The 18,185-nt window shown below is 63.2% G+C and carries 15 protein-coding genes and 1 pseudogene; 10 read left to right on the top strand and 6 right to left on the bottom strand.

Going from position 1 to position 18,185, the window contains the following annotated elements; genetic code table 11:
• The first annotated feature begins 26 nt into the window (after positions 1-26).
• The 4 genes from murJ to IC608_RS13125 all read left to right on the top strand — a co-directional run bounded on the left by murJ (position 27) and on the right by IC608_RS13125 (position 3,829).
• Positions 27-1,589 carry a murein biosynthesis integral membrane protein MurJ gene (gene murJ / locus IC608_RS13140; RefSeq protein ID WP_191776252.1) on the top strand — a complete coding sequence of 521 codons (1,563 nt, stop codon included), beginning with the start codon at positions 27-29 and terminating at the stop codon, positions 1,587-1,589.
• Between the two features lie 81 nt (positions 1,590-1,670).
• The gene (gene trpS / locus IC608_RS13135; protein WP_191776250.1) at positions 1,671-2,702 is read left to right on the top strand and encodes a tryptophan--tRNA ligase; all 1,032 of its coding nucleotides are present in this window, start codon (positions 1,671-1,673) and stop codon (positions 2,700-2,702) included.
• A 14-nt stretch (positions 2,703-2,716) separates the two neighbouring features.
• Entirely contained in the window at positions 2,717-3,190 is a 474-nt protein-coding gene (locus IC608_RS13130) for a universal stress protein (protein WP_191776247.1), read from the top strand.
• Positions 3,191-3,262: 72 nt separating this feature from the next.
• Positions 3,263-3,829, top strand: a complete 567-nt coding sequence (locus tag IC608_RS13125) for a NifU family protein (protein WP_191776244.1) — start codon at positions 3,263-3,265, stop codon at positions 3,827-3,829.
• Between the two features lie 52 nt (positions 3,830-3,881).
• Here the strand turns inward: IC608_RS13125 and IC608_RS13120 are convergent, their stop codons facing one another.
• The 4 genes from IC608_RS13120 to IC608_RS13105 form a co-directional block, all read right to left on the bottom strand.
• A complete protein-coding gene (locus IC608_RS13120; protein ID WP_191776241.1) occupies positions 3,882-4,796 on the bottom strand; it encodes an acetamidase/formamidase family protein in 915 nt (304 codons plus the stop codon).
• Positions 4,796-5,713, bottom strand: a complete 918-nt coding sequence (locus IC608_RS13115; RefSeq protein WP_191776238.1) for a hemolysin family protein — start codon at positions 5,711-5,713, stop codon at positions 4,796-4,798. The genes IC608_RS13120 and IC608_RS13115 overlap by 1 nt, the downstream gene beginning before the upstream one ends.
• A 195-nt stretch (positions 5,714-5,908) precedes the next feature.
• Entirely contained in the window at positions 5,909-6,385 is a 477-nt protein-coding gene (gene ybeY, locus IC608_RS13110) for an rRNA maturation RNase YbeY (protein ID WP_191776235.1), read from the bottom strand.
• Between the two features lie 10 nt (positions 6,386-6,395).
• Positions 6,396-7,508 (bottom strand): PhoH family protein, encoded by a 1,113-nt coding sequence (locus IC608_RS13105; RefSeq protein WP_191776221.1) that lies wholly within the window; start codon positions 7,506-7,508, stop codon positions 6,396-6,398.
• A gap of 145 nt (positions 7,509-7,653) precedes the next feature.
• Here IC608_RS13105 and IC608_RS13100 point away from each other — a divergent pair, with 145 nt between their 5' ends.
• Positions 7,654-8,160, top strand: a complete 507-nt coding sequence (locus tag IC608_RS13100) for a hypothetical protein (protein WP_191776218.1) — start codon at positions 7,654-7,656, stop codon at positions 8,158-8,160.
• Here the strand turns inward: IC608_RS13100 and miaB are convergent.
• The gene (miaB, locus tag IC608_RS13095) at positions 8,157-9,563 is read right to left on the bottom strand and encodes a tRNA (N6-isopentenyl adenosine(37)-C2)-methylthiotransferase MiaB (RefSeq protein ID WP_191776215.1); all 1,407 of its coding nucleotides are present in this window, start codon (positions 9,561-9,563) and stop codon (positions 8,157-8,159) included. The genes IC608_RS13100 and miaB overlap by 4 nt on opposite strands.
• A gap of 97 nt (positions 9,564-9,660) precedes the next feature.
• Here miaB and IC608_RS13090 point away from each other — a divergent pair, with 97 nt between their 5' ends.
• The 5 genes from IC608_RS13090 to IC608_RS13070 all read left to right on the top strand — a co-directional run bounded on the left by IC608_RS13090 (position 9,661) and on the right by IC608_RS13070 (position 15,379).
• Positions 9,661-9,858, top strand: a complete 198-nt coding sequence (locus tag IC608_RS13090; RefSeq protein WP_191776211.1) for a hypothetical protein — start codon at positions 9,661-9,663, stop codon at positions 9,856-9,858.
• 63 nt (positions 9,859-9,921) lie between these two features.
• Positions 9,922-11,649 (top strand): sensor histidine kinase, encoded by a 1,728-nt coding sequence (locus IC608_RS13085; protein ID WP_191776208.1) that lies wholly within the window; start codon positions 9,922-9,924, stop codon positions 11,647-11,649.
• 143 nt (positions 11,650-11,792) lie between these two features.
• Positions 11,793-12,062: a 30S ribosomal protein S15 gene (gene rpsO / locus IC608_RS13080; protein ID WP_191776205.1), complete on the top strand. Its 270-nt coding sequence runs from the start codon at positions 11,793-11,795 to the stop codon at positions 12,060-12,062.
• A 306-nt stretch (positions 12,063-12,368) separates the two neighbouring features.
• Positions 12,369-14,513, top strand: coding sequence for a polyribonucleotide nucleotidyltransferase (gene pnp, locus IC608_RS13075; protein ID WP_191776188.1), 2,145 nt, complete (start codon positions 12,369-12,371; stop codon positions 14,511-14,513).
• Between the two features lie 218 nt (positions 14,514-14,731).
• The gene (locus IC608_RS13070; protein ID WP_248306369.1) at positions 14,732-15,379 is read left to right on the top strand and encodes a L,D-transpeptidase; all 648 of its coding nucleotides are present in this window, start codon (positions 14,732-14,734) and stop codon (positions 15,377-15,379) included.
• Positions 15,380-15,718: 339 nt separating this feature from the next.
• On the opposite strand, the pseudogene infB reads toward IC608_RS13070, so the two are convergent.
• A pseudogene (infB, locus tag IC608_RS13065) lies at positions 15,719-18,100 on the bottom strand (translation initiation factor IF-2); the annotation flags it as partial.
• Positions 18,101-18,185 lie beyond the last annotated feature (85 nt).

Below are 18,185 nucleotides of genomic sequence, written 5' to 3'. Positions count from 1 at the left end.
CACGCGGCTGCAGGGGCTCGCCGCCGGTGAGCCTGTTCCGGAATTTCGTCTCCGTGGGCGCCTGGACCCTGGTCAGCCGCCTGGCCGGGTTCGCCCGCGACGCGCTGATGGCAGCGGTCCTCGGGACCGGGCCGGCAGCCGATGCGTTCTTTGCCGCTTTTCGCTTTCCCAATCTTTTCCGGCGGCTGTTTGCAGAGGGAGCCTTCAATACGGCGTTTGTCCCCATGTTCTCGGGCGCGTTGGAACGCGATGGCGAGGACGGCGCCAAGCTGCTGGCCGCCCGCGTCATGAGCTGGCTCGTGGCGATGCTGGTCGTGGTCACGGTTGTCGTCGAGCTGTTCATGCCGCAGATCATGGTGGCTTTCGTTCCTGGCTTCACCGACGACCCGCAGAAGTTCGACCTGACCGTGCTGCTGACACGGATCATGTTTCCCTATCTTGCTTGCATGTCGCTTATGGCCGCCTATGGGGCCATTCTGAATACGCTGGGGCGCTTCTTTGCCGCCGCCTTTGCGCCGGTGCTGCTCAACATCGTCAATATTGCGGTGATGATTCCGCTGGCGACGTTCTGGGTGCAGGAGCCGGAATCTGCCACGGTATGGGTCGCCCTTGCCACCATGGCCGGTGGCATCGCGCAACTCTGCCTGGTCTGGGCCGCCATCGAGCGGACAGGGTTCCGTCCGGCGTTCCGGCTGCCGCGGCTCGATCCAGAGGTCCGGCGGTTCTGGATCCTGGCCATTCCGGCGATCCTGGCCGGCGGCATCACCCAGATCAATATCTTTGTTGGCACCATCATCGCATCAGGCGCCGACAATGCCATTTCCGTATTGTCCTACGCGGACCGGCTCTATCAGCTGCCTCTGGGAATCATCGGCATCGCCATCGGCACTGTGTTGCTGCCCGAACTCAGCCGCCACCTCAAAGGCAACCGCGACGCAGAGGCGCGCGCCAGCCAGGACCAGGCGCTGTTCGTGTCCATGCTGCTCGCCATGCCTGCCGCAACGGCGCTTATCGCCTTGGCCGAACCGATCGTGCGGGTGCTCTTCGAGCGCGGGGCGTTTGGGCCGCTCGCGACGCAGCAGACTTCGCAGGCTCTTATCGCCTTTTCCGCCGGCATCCCGGCTTATGTGCTGATCCGCGTGCTGCAGCCGGGCTTTTTTGCCCGCGAAGATACCGTCACGCCCACCATATTTGCCGGCGTCAGCGTGGCCACAAACATTGCGCTCTCGCTGCTGCTGTTCCCCGCTTACCTTCACGTCGGTATTGCCATCGCAACGGCGGTGTCTGCATGGGTGAACGTCGTTCTGCTGGGCGGCATGCTGGCGTGGCGCCGACACTTTTCGCTCACCACGGGCCAGTGGCGCGCGCAGGCGGCGATCATCGTCATCAGCGTCATCATGGGCGGCGCGTTGTATCTTCTGGCGCAGGCCGGGGCAGGGCATCTCGCCAGTGCGACGCCGTTGTGGCGCAAGGCAGCGGTCCTCTTCATCATCATGGCGTTCGGCGTCGTCACGTACTTCACGCTTGTGCATGTGACGGGAACACAAAGGCTGGGGCAGTTGTTGCGGCGGCTCCGGCGCCGGGGCTGATGCCCGCCACTCCCCGGTTTTCTTCCGCTGCTGGGGCGTATAGAACGGGACGGTTGTTTCTCTAGTGCGGCACAGTTGACCATGGCCTTCACCCCCCGCGTGTTTTCGGGCATCCAGCCTTCGGGCGATCTGCATCTGGGCAATTATCTCGGCGCGATCCGCCGTTTCGTGCCGCTGCAACAGTCGCACGAAACCATCTACTGCGTTGTCGACATGCACGCGATCACGGTGTGGCAGGAGCCGAACCAGCTGCGGCGCGCCACACGCGAAGTCGCGGCGGCCTTTATCGCAGCCGGTATCGACCCGCAGAAATCGATCATCTTCAACCAGTCGCAGGTGGTGCAGCACGCCGAACTGGCCTGGGTGTTCAACTGCATCGCGCGCATGGGCTGGATGGCCCGCATGACCCAGTTCAAGGACAAGGCGGGCAAGAACTCGGAAAACGTCTCCCTCGGTCTGTTTGCCTACCCTTCGCTGATGGCGGCCGATATTCTACTGTACAAGGCGACCCACGTGCCGGTGGGCGACGACCAGAAGCAGCACCTGGAGTTGACGCGCGACATCGCCACCAAGTTCAACAACGACTACCGCGCCGCCATTGGAGCCGAAGGTCTTGAGCCCGACTTCTTCCCCATCACCGAGCCGCTGATTGCCGGGCCAGCCACCCGCATTATGTCGCTGCGCGATGGCACCAAGAAGATGAGCAAGTCCGATCCGTCGGACCAGTCGCGGATTTCGCTGCTCGATGACGCCGACGCGATCGCCAAAAAGATCAAGCGGGCCACCACGGACGCAGCCGAACTGCCCAATGCAGTCGAGGGGTTGTCGGACCGACCGGAAGCCGACAACCTCGTTGGTATCTTTGCAGCGCTTTCGGACCAGTCCAAGGCCGACGTGTTGGCCGAATTCGGCGGGCAGGGTTGGGGCAAGTTCAAGCCGGCGCTGGCGGAACTGGCCGTCTCCGTGCTCGCGCCGATGGCCGACGAAATGCGCCGGCTGCTGGACGACCTGGAAACCATTGATGCCGTTCTGCGCGACGGGGCCGAGCGGGCGCGGGTCATTGCGGAAGACACCATGACCGAGGTGCGGCGCATCGTCGGGTTCATCCGCTGAGCGGGGAGGGCAAGATGACATCCGAGGCCGAATACAAGCGCAAGTTCTTGGTCGTCATCGACGAAACCGAGGAGTGCGAGCGGGCGCTGACCTTTGCCGCCTACCGTGTCAAGCGCACCGGTGGCACCGTGGTCCTGATGAGCGTGGTGCCCAAGCCGGAGTTTGTCGGGCTTGGTGTTGAAGACGTGTTGCGGGCCGAGGCGGTCGAGGAGGCGGAGCGTAACCTCGATGCTCGCTTGGCGCGCATTCGCGAAATCGGCAACATCCGGACAGAGTCGGTCATCCGCGAAGGGAATGCACCGGAGCAGATCGAAAACTTGATCGACAAGGACCACGGCATCGCGATCCTGGTGCTGGCCGCCTCCAAGTCGGGGGAGGGGCCCGGCCCCCTTGTCACTCATTTTGCCGCGCGGGCCAATGCCCTGCCAATCCCGCTCACGGTGGTGCCCGGGCGGATGAGTGAAGAAGAAGTCATCGCCATCTGCTGAGGTGAAGGGCTTGCAACCCGAGTGCAAAAGTCTATTTTAGAAGCGTTCTAACCGTAACTGCCAGGCATATCCATGTTCATCCAGACTGAAGCCACGCCCAATCCGGCCACGCTCAAATTCCTGCCTGGACGGGATGTCTTGAGCGGGGAGCCGCGCGATTTTCGGTCGCCCGCCGATGCGGCCATTTCTCCTCTCGCCACCGGCTTGTTCGGAATATCCGGCGTGACTGGCGTGTTCCTGGGGTCCGATTTTATTTCCGTTACCAAGGATGAGACCAACTGGGCTCATATCAAGCCCGCGATCCTTGGCGTCATCATGGATCATTTCCTGTCCGGCAAGCCGGTCATCGCAGACGCCGGGATGACCCCAGCGGCGTCCGAGGCCAGCGAGGAGTTCTTCGAGGAAGAGGACAAGGAAGTCGTCGAGGTGATCAAGGAACTGCTGGCCACCCGTATTCGCCCGGCGGTGGCCATGGATGGCGGCGACATCACCTTCAAAGGCTTCCGCGAAGGCACAGTGTTCCTTCACATGCAGGGTGCGTGCTCCGGCTGCCCCTCCTCGACGGCAACGCTCAAGAGCGGCATCGAGAATCTACTGCGTCACTTCGTGCCCGGCGTTGAAGCCGTACAGCAGATTTGATTCGACGCCATCGACAGCAAGCTCAAGGCCGGCGGAACGAGCCGGCCTTTTTCTATAGGCGTGGCGGCAGCCACCTGTTTTCAAGCCGACAAACGACCGTATAGGCCGGATCGAATACATTGCCGATCTCGTACCGTACGACCTGCCCCAAAAGGTGCCCCGCGGCAATGGCCGACAAGCCATAGCCGGTTGTCAGCCAATCCAGCATTTCCGTGGTGGCGTGCTGGAGCGCCTGATCGAGCGGACGTGCATTGCCCATTGTGAAGATGCCGCTGGCGTCTTCACCCCGCGGCCAGGTTTGGCGCTGGTCCTTGATGACGCTGAGCCGGACTTCGACCTCCATTGCCGTCTCGACACCTGTCCCGACGATCTCGCCATCTCCCTGAATGGCATGACAATCGCCCAGGAAAAACAGCGCACCCTCCACGGCGACAGGAAACAGGACGCGCGCGCCGGGCTGGCAGCCCCGGTAATCCATGTTGCCCCCGTTCTGAGCACTGGTGGCGGTTGAGATGGCCTGTCCGCCTGCCGGAGCGACGCCAAAGCAGCCGATCATCGGCTCAAAAGGCAGAGTGAGATGTTCAAGCCCACGGACCGCTTCGGCGAGTCGAACGGTGTGCGCTTCTCTGTCGATGATCCAATCGGTCTTGTTGCGGGGAGGCAGGTCCCGCGCGCGTTCTGGCTCGACCACGTGCGCGGCGAGGGCACCCCTTGTCCAGCCATGGGTGCGAATGGGCGTCATCCGCAAAATGTCTACGGCAAGACTGTCACCCGGCATTGCTCCGGCCACGTGGATGGGGCCGTTCATCGGGTTGCCGCCGTAAGCGCGCGCGACACCCTCGTGGTCGACGCCTGCGGCGTCCAGCGTGCGGGTGACCACCGTGTCACCGTCTGCGATGCGCAAGGCCGGCGGCAGGGCCGCCAGCACAGAGTGCCATTGCGTCGCCACGAAGTTGTGTTGGCTCACTATACGGCCGCCTGCTGCGTGTGGTCGCCGGACTGATCCGTTATTGCCAGGATTTCGAGAGGTTCACTCCCGCGCTTGCGGCGGATGCGCAGGCGTTTGACGCGCCGGCTGTCGGCAGCCATGACCTCGAACTCGAAGCCCTCGATTCCATTGATGCGCTCGCCGCGCTTGGGCACATGCCCGGCCAGGTCGAAGACGAGGCCGCCGATGGTTTCAACGTCGTCCGCGAACTCCTTGGGGTCGAATTCCGGCCCCAGGACACGCTTGACCTCGTCGAGTTCGGCCCGCGCATTGGCCACGTAGAGATCGTCCCCGATCTGGCGGATCATGGCCTGTTCGGTTTCGTCGTGCTCGTCCTCGATCTCGCCCACGACGGCCTCGAGGAGGTCTTCGATGGTTACGAGCCCGTCGGTACCACCATATTCGTCGACCACGATCGCCATATGGGTGCGGCTGGCCCGCATGGACTGCAGAAGGTCGGCCGCCGGCATGAACGTGGGCACGAACATCGCCGGGCGCAGGATACCCAGCTTACCGATCTTCTGGCGCAGTGCAGCAGACACGAATTTGACCGGAACGTCCTTCTCAGGGTCCGCTACAGGCTCAGTGATCCTGGACAGGGCGTCCTTGACATGGATGAAGCCCAGGATGTTGTCGAGCCCGTCATCGTAGACGGGGAGACGGGAGTGGCCCACCTGCTTGAAGCGGGCCAGCAGCGTGCCGAGGTTGATGTCGGCTTCTACCGCCTGGATGTCGGAGCGTTCCACCATGACGTCGTCGATGGATACGCTGGCGAGCTTGAGCACATTCTGGAGAATGGCCCGTTCGCTCTCGGTGAAGTCGGCGGTCTCGGCGCTACCTTTCTCGTCCAGCGCGACCTGCAGGTCGTCGCGCAGGGACACCGTGCGCAGGGCCATCAAGCCCTTGATGCGATTCCACAGGCTCGGCCCCCGCGACGCGGCGGGGGCGGGACTAGAGGGAGGTTCGGGATTATCGGGCACCCGGGGACCCCTTATGTCGCTATCGGTCATCGTATCGTGCCGCGCTGCGGCTCATCTGTCCTTTAAAAGGCGGAGAATGCCATTTGGGGCTCGGAGTTGCGCATTATCACGTCACTCCTCCACATAGGGATCTGCGATCCCTAGCCCTCCCAATATCTGGGTTTCCAGGCTCTCCATTTGAAGAGCTTCTGCCTCTTCGAGGTGATCATACCCCAAAACGTGGAGGAATCCATGCACCACGAGATGGGTGAAATGATCCTCGAGGCTCTTGCCCTGCTCTGCGGCCTCCCGCTCGAGCGTCTCGCGCGCCAGCGTTATGTCCCCTAGAAGGCCCCCAAGCGGAGCAAAGGGCTTGATCTGAGGAAAGCTCAGAACGTTGGTGGGCGCGTCCTTGCCGCGCCACTGGGCATTGAGTTCGCGCTGTTCGGCATCGTCAGTCAGGAGCACCGAGATTTCCGCCGCACCGGTGACGCGGGGCTGGGCACCGGCCAGGGCGGCCAGGATCGCGCGTTCGGCAAGAGCGTCGAAGTGTTCGGGCCAGCCGTCCGCATTGCGGATCACGGCGATCTCAAGAGGGGGCGTCGGCATTGGTATCGGCTCAGGTCCTCGGCATTGTACCCAATGTCCGCGCAAGACCCTCCCGATCGCCTTCCTTTTCCGCCAGCCGACGGGCGGTCTCCTGCTCGTAGGCGCGGACAATGCGGCCCACCAGCGCGTGCCGGACAACGTCCGCTTCCTTGAAGCGGGAGACGTGCACGCCCTCGACGCCGTCAAGCAGGTTGACAGCCTCCACCAAGCCCGACTTCTCGCCACGCGGCAGGTCCACCTGCGTCGGATCGCCAGTGACGATCATTTTGGAGTTTTCGCCCAGGCGGGTGAGGAACATCTTCATCTGCATGGACGTGGTATTCTGCGCCTCGTCGAGGATGACGACGGCATTGGAGAGGGTTCGGCCGCGCATGAAGGCGAGGGGAGCAACCTCGATGATGCCGGAGGCGATGCACCGCTCGACGTTTTCCGGCTTCAGCATGTCGTAGAGCGCATCGTAAAGTGGTCGCAGATAAGGATCGACCTTTTCCTTCAGGTCGCCGGGCAGAAAACCCAGGCGCTCGCCGGCCTCTACCGCCGGCCGGGAGAGAATGATCCGATTGATGTCGCCGCGCTCCAGCAACGAGGCGGCATGCGCGACGGCAAGATATGTCTTGCCAGTACCCGCCGGGCCGATGCCGAACACCAATTCGGCGCGATCCATGGCCCGCATATAGGCGTCCTGTGCCGGGGTGCGGGCGATAATGGTCGACTTGCGCGTGGCAATCTGCGCCATACGGACCCGGCCCTTCCTTTCCAGGGTAGGCAGCGTCAGTTGACTATCTTCGGTCTGCACCATGCGGATGACGGCATCGACATCGCCGATGTCGACGCTGCGGCCCTCTTCCAGCGTCGCATAGAGCGACTCCAGCACCCGTCGGGCTTGATCGACCGCGCTTGCCGCACCCTTGAGCAAAACGTGGTTGCCGCGCGGCGCGGCCGCCACGGCAAGGCGCTGTTCGATAAGGGCAAGGTTCTGGTCAAAATCGCCATATAGCTGGGCGGCCAGGCGATTATCTTCAAAGGCGAGTTCGAGTTGCGATGCGAGGGCGTTGTCTGCGGTGGGTGGCAAATGCCTGCTCAAACTTTCTCGGCTCCGGAAAGGGACGGCGCGACGCGCCATATCGACAGTAACGACGCTAGGACGATTTGGGTCGCGTGTCTGTAGATATTTTGTGACGGTTTGACCGGTGTTGTCGCCGTGCGACGATGGGAACAGAGGGGACGCCGAAGCATTGGGGTGACGTTATCGGCAGGAGGACCTCGATATGCGCACACTGTTCGCTTCGGCACTGGTGGCCCTCATGGCCGTTCCTTGTGCGGTTCTTGCGCAGGGGATTGACGACAACTGGCAGGCCTATGTGGACCGTGACTACGGATTTTCCGCCCAGGTGCCGGTGGGCGTGTTCACTCCCGTGAACAATCCCTCGCGTCCAGGACTGTCCCTGGAAGAAATCGGGGGCGAGGCTAAACTCAGCCTCTATGGCGGGCCGGCCCGCGGCATGACGCGTGACGCTCTCGAGGCCCGCCTGGAAAGCGGCGAGAACATCAGCACGATTACCTATCGGGCCGGTGGCGCCTCCTGGTTCGTGCTGTCAGGTTTCTATCAACCAGAGCTTACTGGCGAGCAGACCATCTTTTACACAAAGGTGCTGTTCTCCCCCGATCGCGAGAGTTTTTCGGCCTTCGAGATCAGCTTCCCCGAGCGCGACAAACCGCGGTTCGAGCAGATGGTGGAATATTTCGAGGATCATTTCACGCGACCCACCCGCTAGGCGGCCGCAGCGCTTCTCAATCGTCCCACCAGCGAATTGGTGCTGGTGCCGATAATCTCTACCTCGTGGATGCCACCAATTAGCTCGACTGCTCCCTCCAGATGGACGGCTTGGAGATAGGGAGACCGCCCGCCCACCTGCCCAGGCATGCGCCCGACCCGCTCGATCAGCACCGGTAAGGTGCGGCCAACGCAGGATGCGTGGAAGGCCGTTGTCTGCTGGTTCACCAACTCCTGCAGCCGCGCAAGGCGTTCCGTCTTGACGGGCTCCGGCACCTGGTCGTCCAGCGTCGCGCCGGGGGTTCCGGGGCGGGTGGAGTATTTGAAGGAATAGGCCGAGGCGTAACCCGTATCGCGGATGATGCGCAGCGTATCCTCGAAGTCCGCATCTGTTTCCCCCGGAAAGCCGACGATGAAATCACCGGACAGGGCCATGTCGGGGCGAGCCGACTTGATCCGCTCGATCAGCGCCAGATACTCGGCTGCTGTGTGCTTGCGGTTCATGGCCTTGAGAATACGGTCTGAACCCGACTGCACCGGGAGGTGCAGGTAGGGCATCAGGAGCGGCAGGTCGCGATGCGCCGCGATGAGCCCGTCGTCCATGTCCCGCGGATGGCTGGTGGTGTAGCGCAGGCGCTCGAGGCCCGCGATCTCGGCCAGAAGAAAAGCCAACTCGCCCAGCCCCACGTCACGCCCCGCTGCATCGACGCCGTGGTAGGCGTTGACGTTCTGGCCCAGAAGCGTGATTTCCTTCACCCCCGCATCGACCAGACGCCGCGCCTCATCGAGCACCTGCGCCACGGGGCGGCTCACTTCGGCGCCGCGCGTATAAGGCACCACGCAGAAGGAGCAGAACTTGTCGCACCCCTCCTGCACCGTCAGGAAGGCGGTTAGGCCCCGCGCCACCGTCACGTCTTTTCTGGCAGGGGGGAGGTGAGCGAACTTGTCTTCCTCGGGAAAATCGGTGTCGATGACAGCCCTGCGCAAGCTCGGGTGCATGTGGCGCTGATTTTGCGCGCGGGCCAGCATGTCGGGCAGGCGGTGATAAGCCTGCGGCCCGAACACCATGTCGACGACCGGCGCCCGCCGCGCGATCTCCTCACCTTCGGCCTGCGCCACGCACCCGGCGACGCCGATCATCAGGTCGCCCCCCGCTGCGCGCTTTTCCCCCTGCAGTTCCTTGAGGCGTCCCAGCTCGGAAAACACCTTCTCTGAGGCTTTCTCCCGAATGTGGCAGGTGTTGAGCAGCACGAGATCGGCCTCGGCCAGCTCCTGCGTCGGCTCGTATCCATGCGGCGCCAGCGCATCGGCCATGCGGTCGCTGTCATAGACGTTCATCTGGCACCCATAGGTGCGGATAAAGACCCGCTTCGGGGCCTCGGTCATGGTCTGCATCTCGGTCATGGCGGCTCTTTACCAGACTGCCAAGCGTGATGCTACGGCCTGCAACTCCCTCGAAGGCAGTGTGTTGTATCACATCCAAGGGCGAAAGGATGCTGCCATGACCAATCAGAAAAAAAACGCTGACAACGCCGCCGCTGCTGATCGCGACATGACTAAACCGGGTCCGAAGGATTCGCCCGTCCAGGTCCGCAATGCCGGTCCTGACGCCATGGCGGACAAGCCCAAGAACTGGGACAAGACGGACGAGGCGGTAGACGAGAGCTTTCCGGCCAGCGACTCCAGCGCAAAGTACTAGAACATAACGGTTTGCGTTGGACGCAATAGTTTGCGCCAAACATCGCAAATCCGGAGGTGAGTTATGGCGGACGGACGCGCCGCAAGGGCCGACGAGGGGCCCAAAAGCTCACCAGCCGGAGGGCGGCGGGCTCCGTCTGGACCGGTCGCTCTGTACCTGTTCGCCCTTGTTCTCGTCATCCTCATTCCAGCGCTCGCCGTTGCACTGGTGCTGCTCAACCGCTCCAATGATGCGCAGCAGGACGTGGTGCGGGCGCTCACGAACGCAACCGTGCAGGCAATAGGGCAGTCGGTGGATCGTGACATTTCGGGTATGGCCACGACCCTGCGCGTGCTCTCCACCACCCAATCCATGCAGGACGGCGACCTTTCCACCTTCTACGATCGGGCCATCAAGGCGCTCGCAGGTACGGGCGCTTACCTTCTGGCGCTGGATGACTCCTTTCAGCAACTGCTGAATACCCGCGTACCTTTTGGCGGAGCCCTGGGCAAATCTTCGGATCCGACGACGCCGGCACGGGCGCTGGAAAGGGGCGCCGCCACCACTTCAGGCTTGTTTTTTGGGCAAGTGGCCAAAGCCTATGTATTCACTGTCTGGCTGCCGATACAGGGGACTGACCCTGCAGTCCTCTTGGGGCTGACGCAAAACGCCAGCAATCTGATGCCCGCATTGCAATCGCGCCAGCTGCCAGATGGCTGGCATGCGGCCCTCGTCGATGGTGACAACCGGATTATCGCCGCTACCGGACCGGAGCTGGAAACTGGGGCCGATCTGCCGCTGCGGCGCGAAGGCCCTGGCCTCGGGTCAGATGCGTGGACGCAGGAACGTTTCGGCGGCGAGGATGTCGTTACTGCCGAATGGCGCTCGGGTCTGACGGGATGGCGCATTGTGGCCTGGGCGTCGGCCGCCCAGGTGCAGCGTCCCTTGCAGGATTCCCTGCTGCAGCTAGCGGCATGGGGAATGGTGATGGCTGTGGCGGCGTCGGCGGTGGCTTTTCTTATCGCACAGCGGATTGGCCAATCGGTGCTGGGCCTGCGGCGGGACGCGCAGAGGCTTGGTCGCGGAGAGGCCGTTCACGCCCGCTCTTACCCTGTTACTGAAATTGCCGACGTATCGTTTTCCCTTGCCGAGGCTTCTCAGCGGCGTCTGGCGGCGGAGCGCGACATCCGCTTTTTGATGCGCGAGCTGGCCCACCGCTCCAAGAACCAGATGGCCGTCATCGCGGCCATGGCCAAGCAGACAGCTCGCGGCACCAGCGATATCGGCGTCTATGTCCAATCGCTGGAGCGCCGCATCATGGGGCTGGCGCGGTCGACCGATCTGCTGCTGGCCCACGGGCGGGCCGGCGTATCGCTGCGGGAATTGGTAGACCTGCAACTGGCGCCGTTCCTGCCCCATCCGCCCAACCGGGTCGTCATTTCGGGACAAGACATTCGCATCAATCCGCAAGGTGCGCAAATCCTTGGGATGGCGCTGCACGAGTTGGCCACCAACGCCATGCGCTTCGGCGCCTTTACCGATCCTCGCGGCCTTCTGAATGTCGCATGGCAGGTGGAAGAGGGCTTTTTGCGGATGGAGTGGCGCGAACACCTATCGCGCCCGCTCGAGGAGGCCGGCCCCGAGGGGTTCGGAACCACGGTGCTGCGCGCCATGGTCGGTGGCGCTCTCGAGGCGACGGTCGAGCGCGATCCTCACGCCGATGGCTTTGGATGGCGCTTTGTCATTCCGCTTGCCGCCCTCGATCCCGCCTTTGCCGCCGAGCTCCCCGACGATCCGGCCCGCGTTCAATAAAGTCTGGCCAAGAGAGGGCTTTTGTCCTATAGGGAGGCCCAGTTTCGGCAGGGTATTGCCCCCCCGAAGCCAAAACCTTGGCCCCACCTGGACGACATCCCGGCTGGGGCGGCCACCCTCCTGTAACAGGAAAGGATTGCCCGATGTCGATCACTGCAGAACGCAAGTCGCAGCTCATTCAGGAATACGCCACCAAGGCCAACGACACCGGATCGCCGGAAGTCCAGGTTGCCATCTTGTCCGAGCGCATTGCGAACCTCACCGAGCACTTCAAGGACCACAACAAGGACAACCACTCCCGTCGTGGCCTGCTGAAGCTTGTTTCGACCCGCCGCCGGCTTCTCGACTACCTCAAGAAGGTGGACGAGAACCGCTACAAGACGTTGATCGAAAAGCTCGGTCTGCGTCGCTAGTCTCAAGGTTTTGCCGGCGCGGAGGCTCTGCTTCCGCGCCGGTCGCCCATTAGGGGTAACGAAGCGCCGGACCGTTCCGCGTTTCTCAAGGCCGGCAGTGCCGGAGCATGGCAGGATTATCAGCCCCTTCCGCAGCGGAGAGGCTCATTGTCTTGCCCATGTTCTGTCCTGCCAAAACAGAACCCGTGCCTGATTTTGAGCCGGCGCGCACATGGGGTGCGGCGCCGGTGCGGGCACACCGGTCGAGTTCGCGGGGCCTTGCCTCTCCCGCGTTCCCGCTCTTCCGGCAGAATGGAAAGACAACACATGTCGATCAAATTCGATCACCACAAGGTGGAACTGAACTGGGGCGGCCAGCCCCTCACCCTTGAGACCGGCAAGATCGCCCGTCAGGCTGATGGCGCCGTCCTCGCCACGCTGGGTGAAACCGTGGTTCTGGCCACCGTCGTCAGCGCCAAGGCTCCAAAGCCGGGCCAGGGCTTCTTCCCTCTGACCGTCAACTACCAGGAAAAGTACTTCGCCGCCGGCAAGATCCCAGGCGGGTATTTCAAGCGCGAAGGCCGTCCGACCGAAAACGAGACGCTGGTCTCGCGTCTCATCGACCGTCCGATCCGGCCGCTCTTTCCTGACGGCTACATGAACGAGACCCAGGTGGTCATCACCGTTCTGCAGCACGACATGGAAAACAATCCTGACGTGCTCTCCATGGTCGCCGCTTCCGCCGCGCTGACCATTTCGGGCGTCCCCTTCATGGGTCCGATCGGCGCCGCACGGGTCGGTTATGTGAACGGCGAATACGTGTTGAACCTGCCGGTCGACCGTCGCGCCGACAGCAAGCTCGACCTCGTCATGGCCGGTACGGCCGATGCCGTGCTGATGGTGGAATCGGAGGCCCAGGAGCTGTCCGAGGAGATCATGCTGGGCGCCGTGATGTTCGGTCACGCCGAAGGCAAGAAGGTCATCGACGCCATCATCAAGCTGGCCGAACTGGCCGCCAAGGAGCCGCGTGACTTCACGGCCCCCGACTACTCGGAGCTGGAAAAGGAAGTCCTTGGCATTGCCGAGGCCGATCTGCGCGCCGCCTACCAGATTACCGACAAGCAGCAGCGCTACGCTGCCGTGGACGCTGCCAACGCCAAGGTCAAGGAAGCCTTCGCTGCCAAGATCGAAGCTGGTGACGTTGCCGCCGAGGCCCTGAGTGAAGTGGTGCACAACCTCCAGGCCAAGATTGTGCGCTGGAACATCCTCGACACCGGCAGCCGCATCGACGGCCGCGACACCAAGACGGTGCGCCCGATCCTGGCGGAAGTTGGCGTGCTGCCGCGCACCCACGGCTCGGCTATCTTCACGCGTGGGGAAACCCAGGCGCTGGTGGTTGCCACGCTCGGTACGGCCGATGACGAACAGTTCATCGACTCGCTCGAAGGCACCTACAAGCAGAACTTCCTGCTGCACTACAACTTCCCTCCCTACTCGGTGGGTGAAGCGGGTCGCATGGGGTCTCCGGGCCGTCGCGAAATCGGCCACGGAAAGCTCGCCTGGCGCGCCATCAACCCGATCCGTCCCTCGATCGAGGAATTCCCCTACACGCTGCGCGTCGTCTCGGAGATCACCGAGTCCAACGGCTCGTCCTCCATGGCTACCGTCTGCGGCACCTCGCTGGCGCTGATGGATGCCGGCGTGCCGATGAAGCGTCCGGTTGCCGGTATCGCCATGGGCCTGATCCTCGAAGGCGAGAAATATGCCGTCCTGAGCGATATCCTCGGCGACGAGGATCACCTTGGCGACATGGACTTCAAGGTTGCCGGTACCTCCGAGGGTGTCACGTCCCTGCAGATGGACATCAAGATCGCCGGCATTACCGAAGAGATCATGAAGGTCGCGCTGGCACAGGCCAAGGACGGCCGCATCCACATTCTGGGTGAGATGGCCAAGGCGATCAACGAGAGCCGCGGTGAGGTGGGCGAGTTCGCTCCGCGCATCGAGACCCTCAAGATCCCGACCGACAAGATCCGTGAAGTGATCGGCACCGGCGGCAAGGTGATCCGCGAGATCGTCGAAAAGACAGGGGCCAAGATCAACATCGAAGACGATGGTACGGTCAAGGTGTCGTCGTCCGACGGCTCGCAGATCGAAGCAGCCATCAAGTGGATTCGCTCCATCACCGACGAACCGGAAGTCAATGCCATCTACCAGGGCACGGTCGTCAAGACCGCGGACTTCGGCGCCTTCGTCAACTTCTTCGGCGCCAAGGACGGCCTCGTGCACATCAGCCAGCTGGCCGATCAGCGCGTTGCCAAGACCACCGACGTGGTCAAGGAAGGCGACAAGGTCTGGGTCAAGCTCCTGGGCTTCGACGAGCGCGGTAAGGTCCGCCTCTCCATGAAGGTGGTCGATCAGGCCACCGGCAAGGAAATTGCCAAGGATGCCAAGGAAGACGCCGCCGAGTAAGGCAGGCACATTCATGCGTTGAAAAGGCCGGGCTCATGCCCGGTCTTTTCCGTATCGTTAACCAATTGTGCCTTTTAGGCAACTGTGGCGGCCCTCATCAAATTGAGGCGAGGAACTGCCCCGTTCGTGCCACGTTAAACCCCTCAAGCAATAACTGCTGCAAACGCGTCCGGCTCACGGACCGCCGCTCTCAACTCGTGTGTTCCAGAGGTTCCGTATTGATTTCCCGCCGCCTGTTTCTGCTCGGCCTGTCTTCCACTGCGCTTGCAGCCTGCTCCACCACCCGCCAGCCGGTCGTCCAGGAGCCGGTGATCGACCCCTACTACCAGCGCATGTATGGTCAGATGATCGACGGGGAGCATGTGGTTCCCGCCATGGATCTCCGGCGGGTCGACCCGCGGTGGTGGCGTCAGGAAGTGCCCGATCCAACCGGTGAAAAGCCCGGCACCATTGTGGTCGATACGCCAAACCACTACCTCTATCTCGTCATGGAAGGCGGGCGCGCTTTGCGCTACGGGGTTGGCGTCGGCAAGTCCGAGGCGCTGGTATTCCGTGGCAACGCCTATATCGGCCGCAAAGCGCAATGGCCGCGCTGGACGCCGACGCAAGCCATGATCAAACGCGAACCTGACCGATATGGCCCCTATGCCGACGGCATGGACGGAGGCCCGACCAACCCACTCGGGCCGCGGGCGCTTTATCTCTACAAGAACGGCGCTGACACCCTGTTCCGTATCCATGGCACGACCGAGCCCTATACGATCGGCACCAATGTGTCGTCGGGCTGTATCCGCCTGATGAACCAGGACATCATCGACCTCTATGCCCGCGTTCCCACGGGCACGCGCGTGGTGGTCTACAACTGACAGCATTTTCGCGTTCGCCGGTGGCACCATCACCGTAGTCACCGCCGCCGGCAGACCCAAGGCCCGCTCACTCCTCCGAGCGGGCCTTTTCTTTGCCCTCCTGAGGTCCGCCAGTTCCGAGCACCAGTTAACGAGGACGACACTTTTCTGCCGTTGGCAGTCACCGCCCTCAGCGGCGCGTGAGCCTCGCCCTTGGCCTCGTGCGGTATTTCCCGTGCTCTCGAAAGTAGCTGAAGAGCAGGGGCCTGCTGTGAAGAGGCCTCAGGCCTCCCCGACGGCCTCGCAAAACGAAAAGGGCGCGGCCAGGGCCGCGCCCTTTGACTGGCGGAGGTGGAAGCGTTACAGCGTGCGCTGCACGGTCTCCACGCGGAAGCACTCGATGACGTCGCCTGCGCGGATGTCTTCGTAGTTTTCGAAGGCCATGCCGCATTCCTGACCGGTCTGAACTTCCTTGACCTCGTCCTTGAAGCGCTTGAGCGTCTTGAGCTTGCCTTCGTGGATGACAACGTCGTCGCGCAGGAGACGCACGCCGGCGCCACGTTCCACGATACCCTCAGTGACCTGACAACCGGCGACCTTGCCCACCTTGGTGATCTGGAAGACTTCCAGAATCTTGGCGTAGCCGATGAAGGTTTCCCGGCGTTCCGGAGCGAGCAGACCGCTCATCGCGTTCTTCACGTCATCTACGAGATCGTAGATGATGTTGTAGTAGCGGATTTCGATACCGTCGCGGGTGGCGAGGTCGTTGGCCTGCTTGTTGGCGCGCACGTTGAAGCCGATGACGATCGCGTTCGAGGCCGAGGCCAGCGTCACGTCGCTTTCGGTGATGCCGCCCACGCCCGAGAACAGGATCTGTGCGGACACTTCGTCGGTCGAGAGCTTGTTGAGCGAAGCGACGATCGCTTCCACCGAACCCTGAACGTCGCCCTTGATGATCAGCGGGAACTTGGAAATGCCAGAGGCCTTGAGCTGGTTCATCATCTGCTCGAGACTGGTGGCGCCGCCACCGGCAGTCTTCTCGCGGATCGCACGCTGGCGATATTCAGTGACCTCACGGGCGCGCGCTTCGTTCTCGACTACCGAGAAGCGGTCGCCCGCACTCGGCACACCGGAAAAGCCCAGAACCTCCACGGGAACCGACGGGCCAGCTTCCTTGGTCTGGGCGCCCTTGTCGTCGATCAGGGCGCGGACACGGGCGAATTCGGTGCCGGCCACGACAATATCGCCGACCCGCAACGTCCCGCGCTGCACCAGAACCGTTGCCACGGCGCCACGGCCCTTATCGAGCTTGGCTTCGATGACGAGGCCCTCGGCGCGGCCATCATGCGGTGCCTTGAGCTCAAGCACTTCGGCTTGCAGCAGGATGGTTTCGAGCAGCTTGTCGAGGCCAGCCCGTGTCTTGGCGGACACTTCCACGTCGAGCACATCACCGCCCATCGATTCCACAAACACTTCGTGCTGCAGCAGTTCGGTGCGGACGCGCTGCGGATTGGCCTCCGGCTTGTCCATCTTGTTGATGGCCACGATGATCGGGACACCGGCCGCCTTGGCATGCTTGATGGATTCGATGGTCTGCGGCATGACGCCATCGTCGGCCGCCACGACGAGGACCGCGATATCGGTCGCCTGAGCACCGCGGGCGCGCATGGCGGTAAACGCCTCGTGTCCCGGCGTATCGAGGAAGGTGACCTTGTTGCCGTTCTTCTCGACCTGATAGGCGCCGATGTGCTGCGTGATGCCGCCGGCTTCACCCGAAACGACATTGGCTTCACGGATGGCGTCGAGCAGCGAGGTTTTGCCGTGGTCGACGTGGCCCATGATGGTGACCACCGGGGCACGATTGGCCAAGTCTTCTGCCTTGTCGTCCGAGGGAAGGTCGAAGAGGCCTTCTTCCACGTCGGCTTCCGAAACGCGCTTGACCGTGTGGCCCAGATCGGTGGCGATGAGTTCAGCCGTGTCGGCGTCGATCACGTCGTTGATCTTGACCATCTGGCCCTGGGCCATCAGCACCTTGATCACGTCGACCGAGCGCTCGGCCATGCGGTTGGCGAGCTCCTGCACCGTAATGGCTTCGGGAATGATCACCTCACGGCTAATCTTGGGCTGGTTCGCCTGAACGCCGCGGCCCATCTTCTTGTCACGGCGGCGGCGCATGGCAGCCAGCGAGGGTCCGCGATCACGATCGCTTTCCGTGGTCGCGCTGGCAACGGTCAGGCGGCCGCGCGAGGAGCCGTCGTCCACGCGACGCGTCGGGCGCTCCGGCTGGGCCCGGCTGGCGCGGCGGGCATTCTCGAGTTCAGCCTCGGTGGTCGGACGCTGCTGCGGTGCACCAGTGCGAGTCCGGCGGCCATCTGCCTCGCTGGGCGGGGCAGGAGGCACGTTGCCGATGGGCGCCATGCCTGTGCCGGGACGGCGGTCACCGGTCGGCCGGGCGCCGGTACCCGCCGGACGCGTGCCGGTCGAGCCCGCAGGGCGGGTATTGGCGGGACGGGTCGAGCTGGGGCGCTCGCCTTCGCCGGGACGACCGGTTGGACGCTCGGACCGCTGCGGCCGCGCCGACTGGCCAGGACGTCCGGCCACGGTGCGAACACTGGACGGACCAGGATTTCGCTGGCTGGCAGGAACGAAAGGTTCGCGGGCGGGAGCGGCAGGCGCTTCCGGCTCGGCAGGCGCTGCTGGCTCGGCACCGTCTTCGACCCGACGGGCTTCCTCGGCCTGGCGACGCTCTTCTTCCTGGCGCGCGGCTTCCTCGCGCACCTGGCGGCGACGGTTGTCGTCCTCGATCCGGCGCGCTTCCTCGGCGGCA

Source organism: Devosia oryzisoli (assembly GCF_014837245.1).
GTDB lineage: Bacteria > Pseudomonadota > Alphaproteobacteria > Rhizobiales > Devosiaceae > Devosia > Devosia oryzisoli.
Note: the sequence above shows the minus strand (reverse complement) of the source record. Positions and strands in the feature narration are given on the sequence as shown.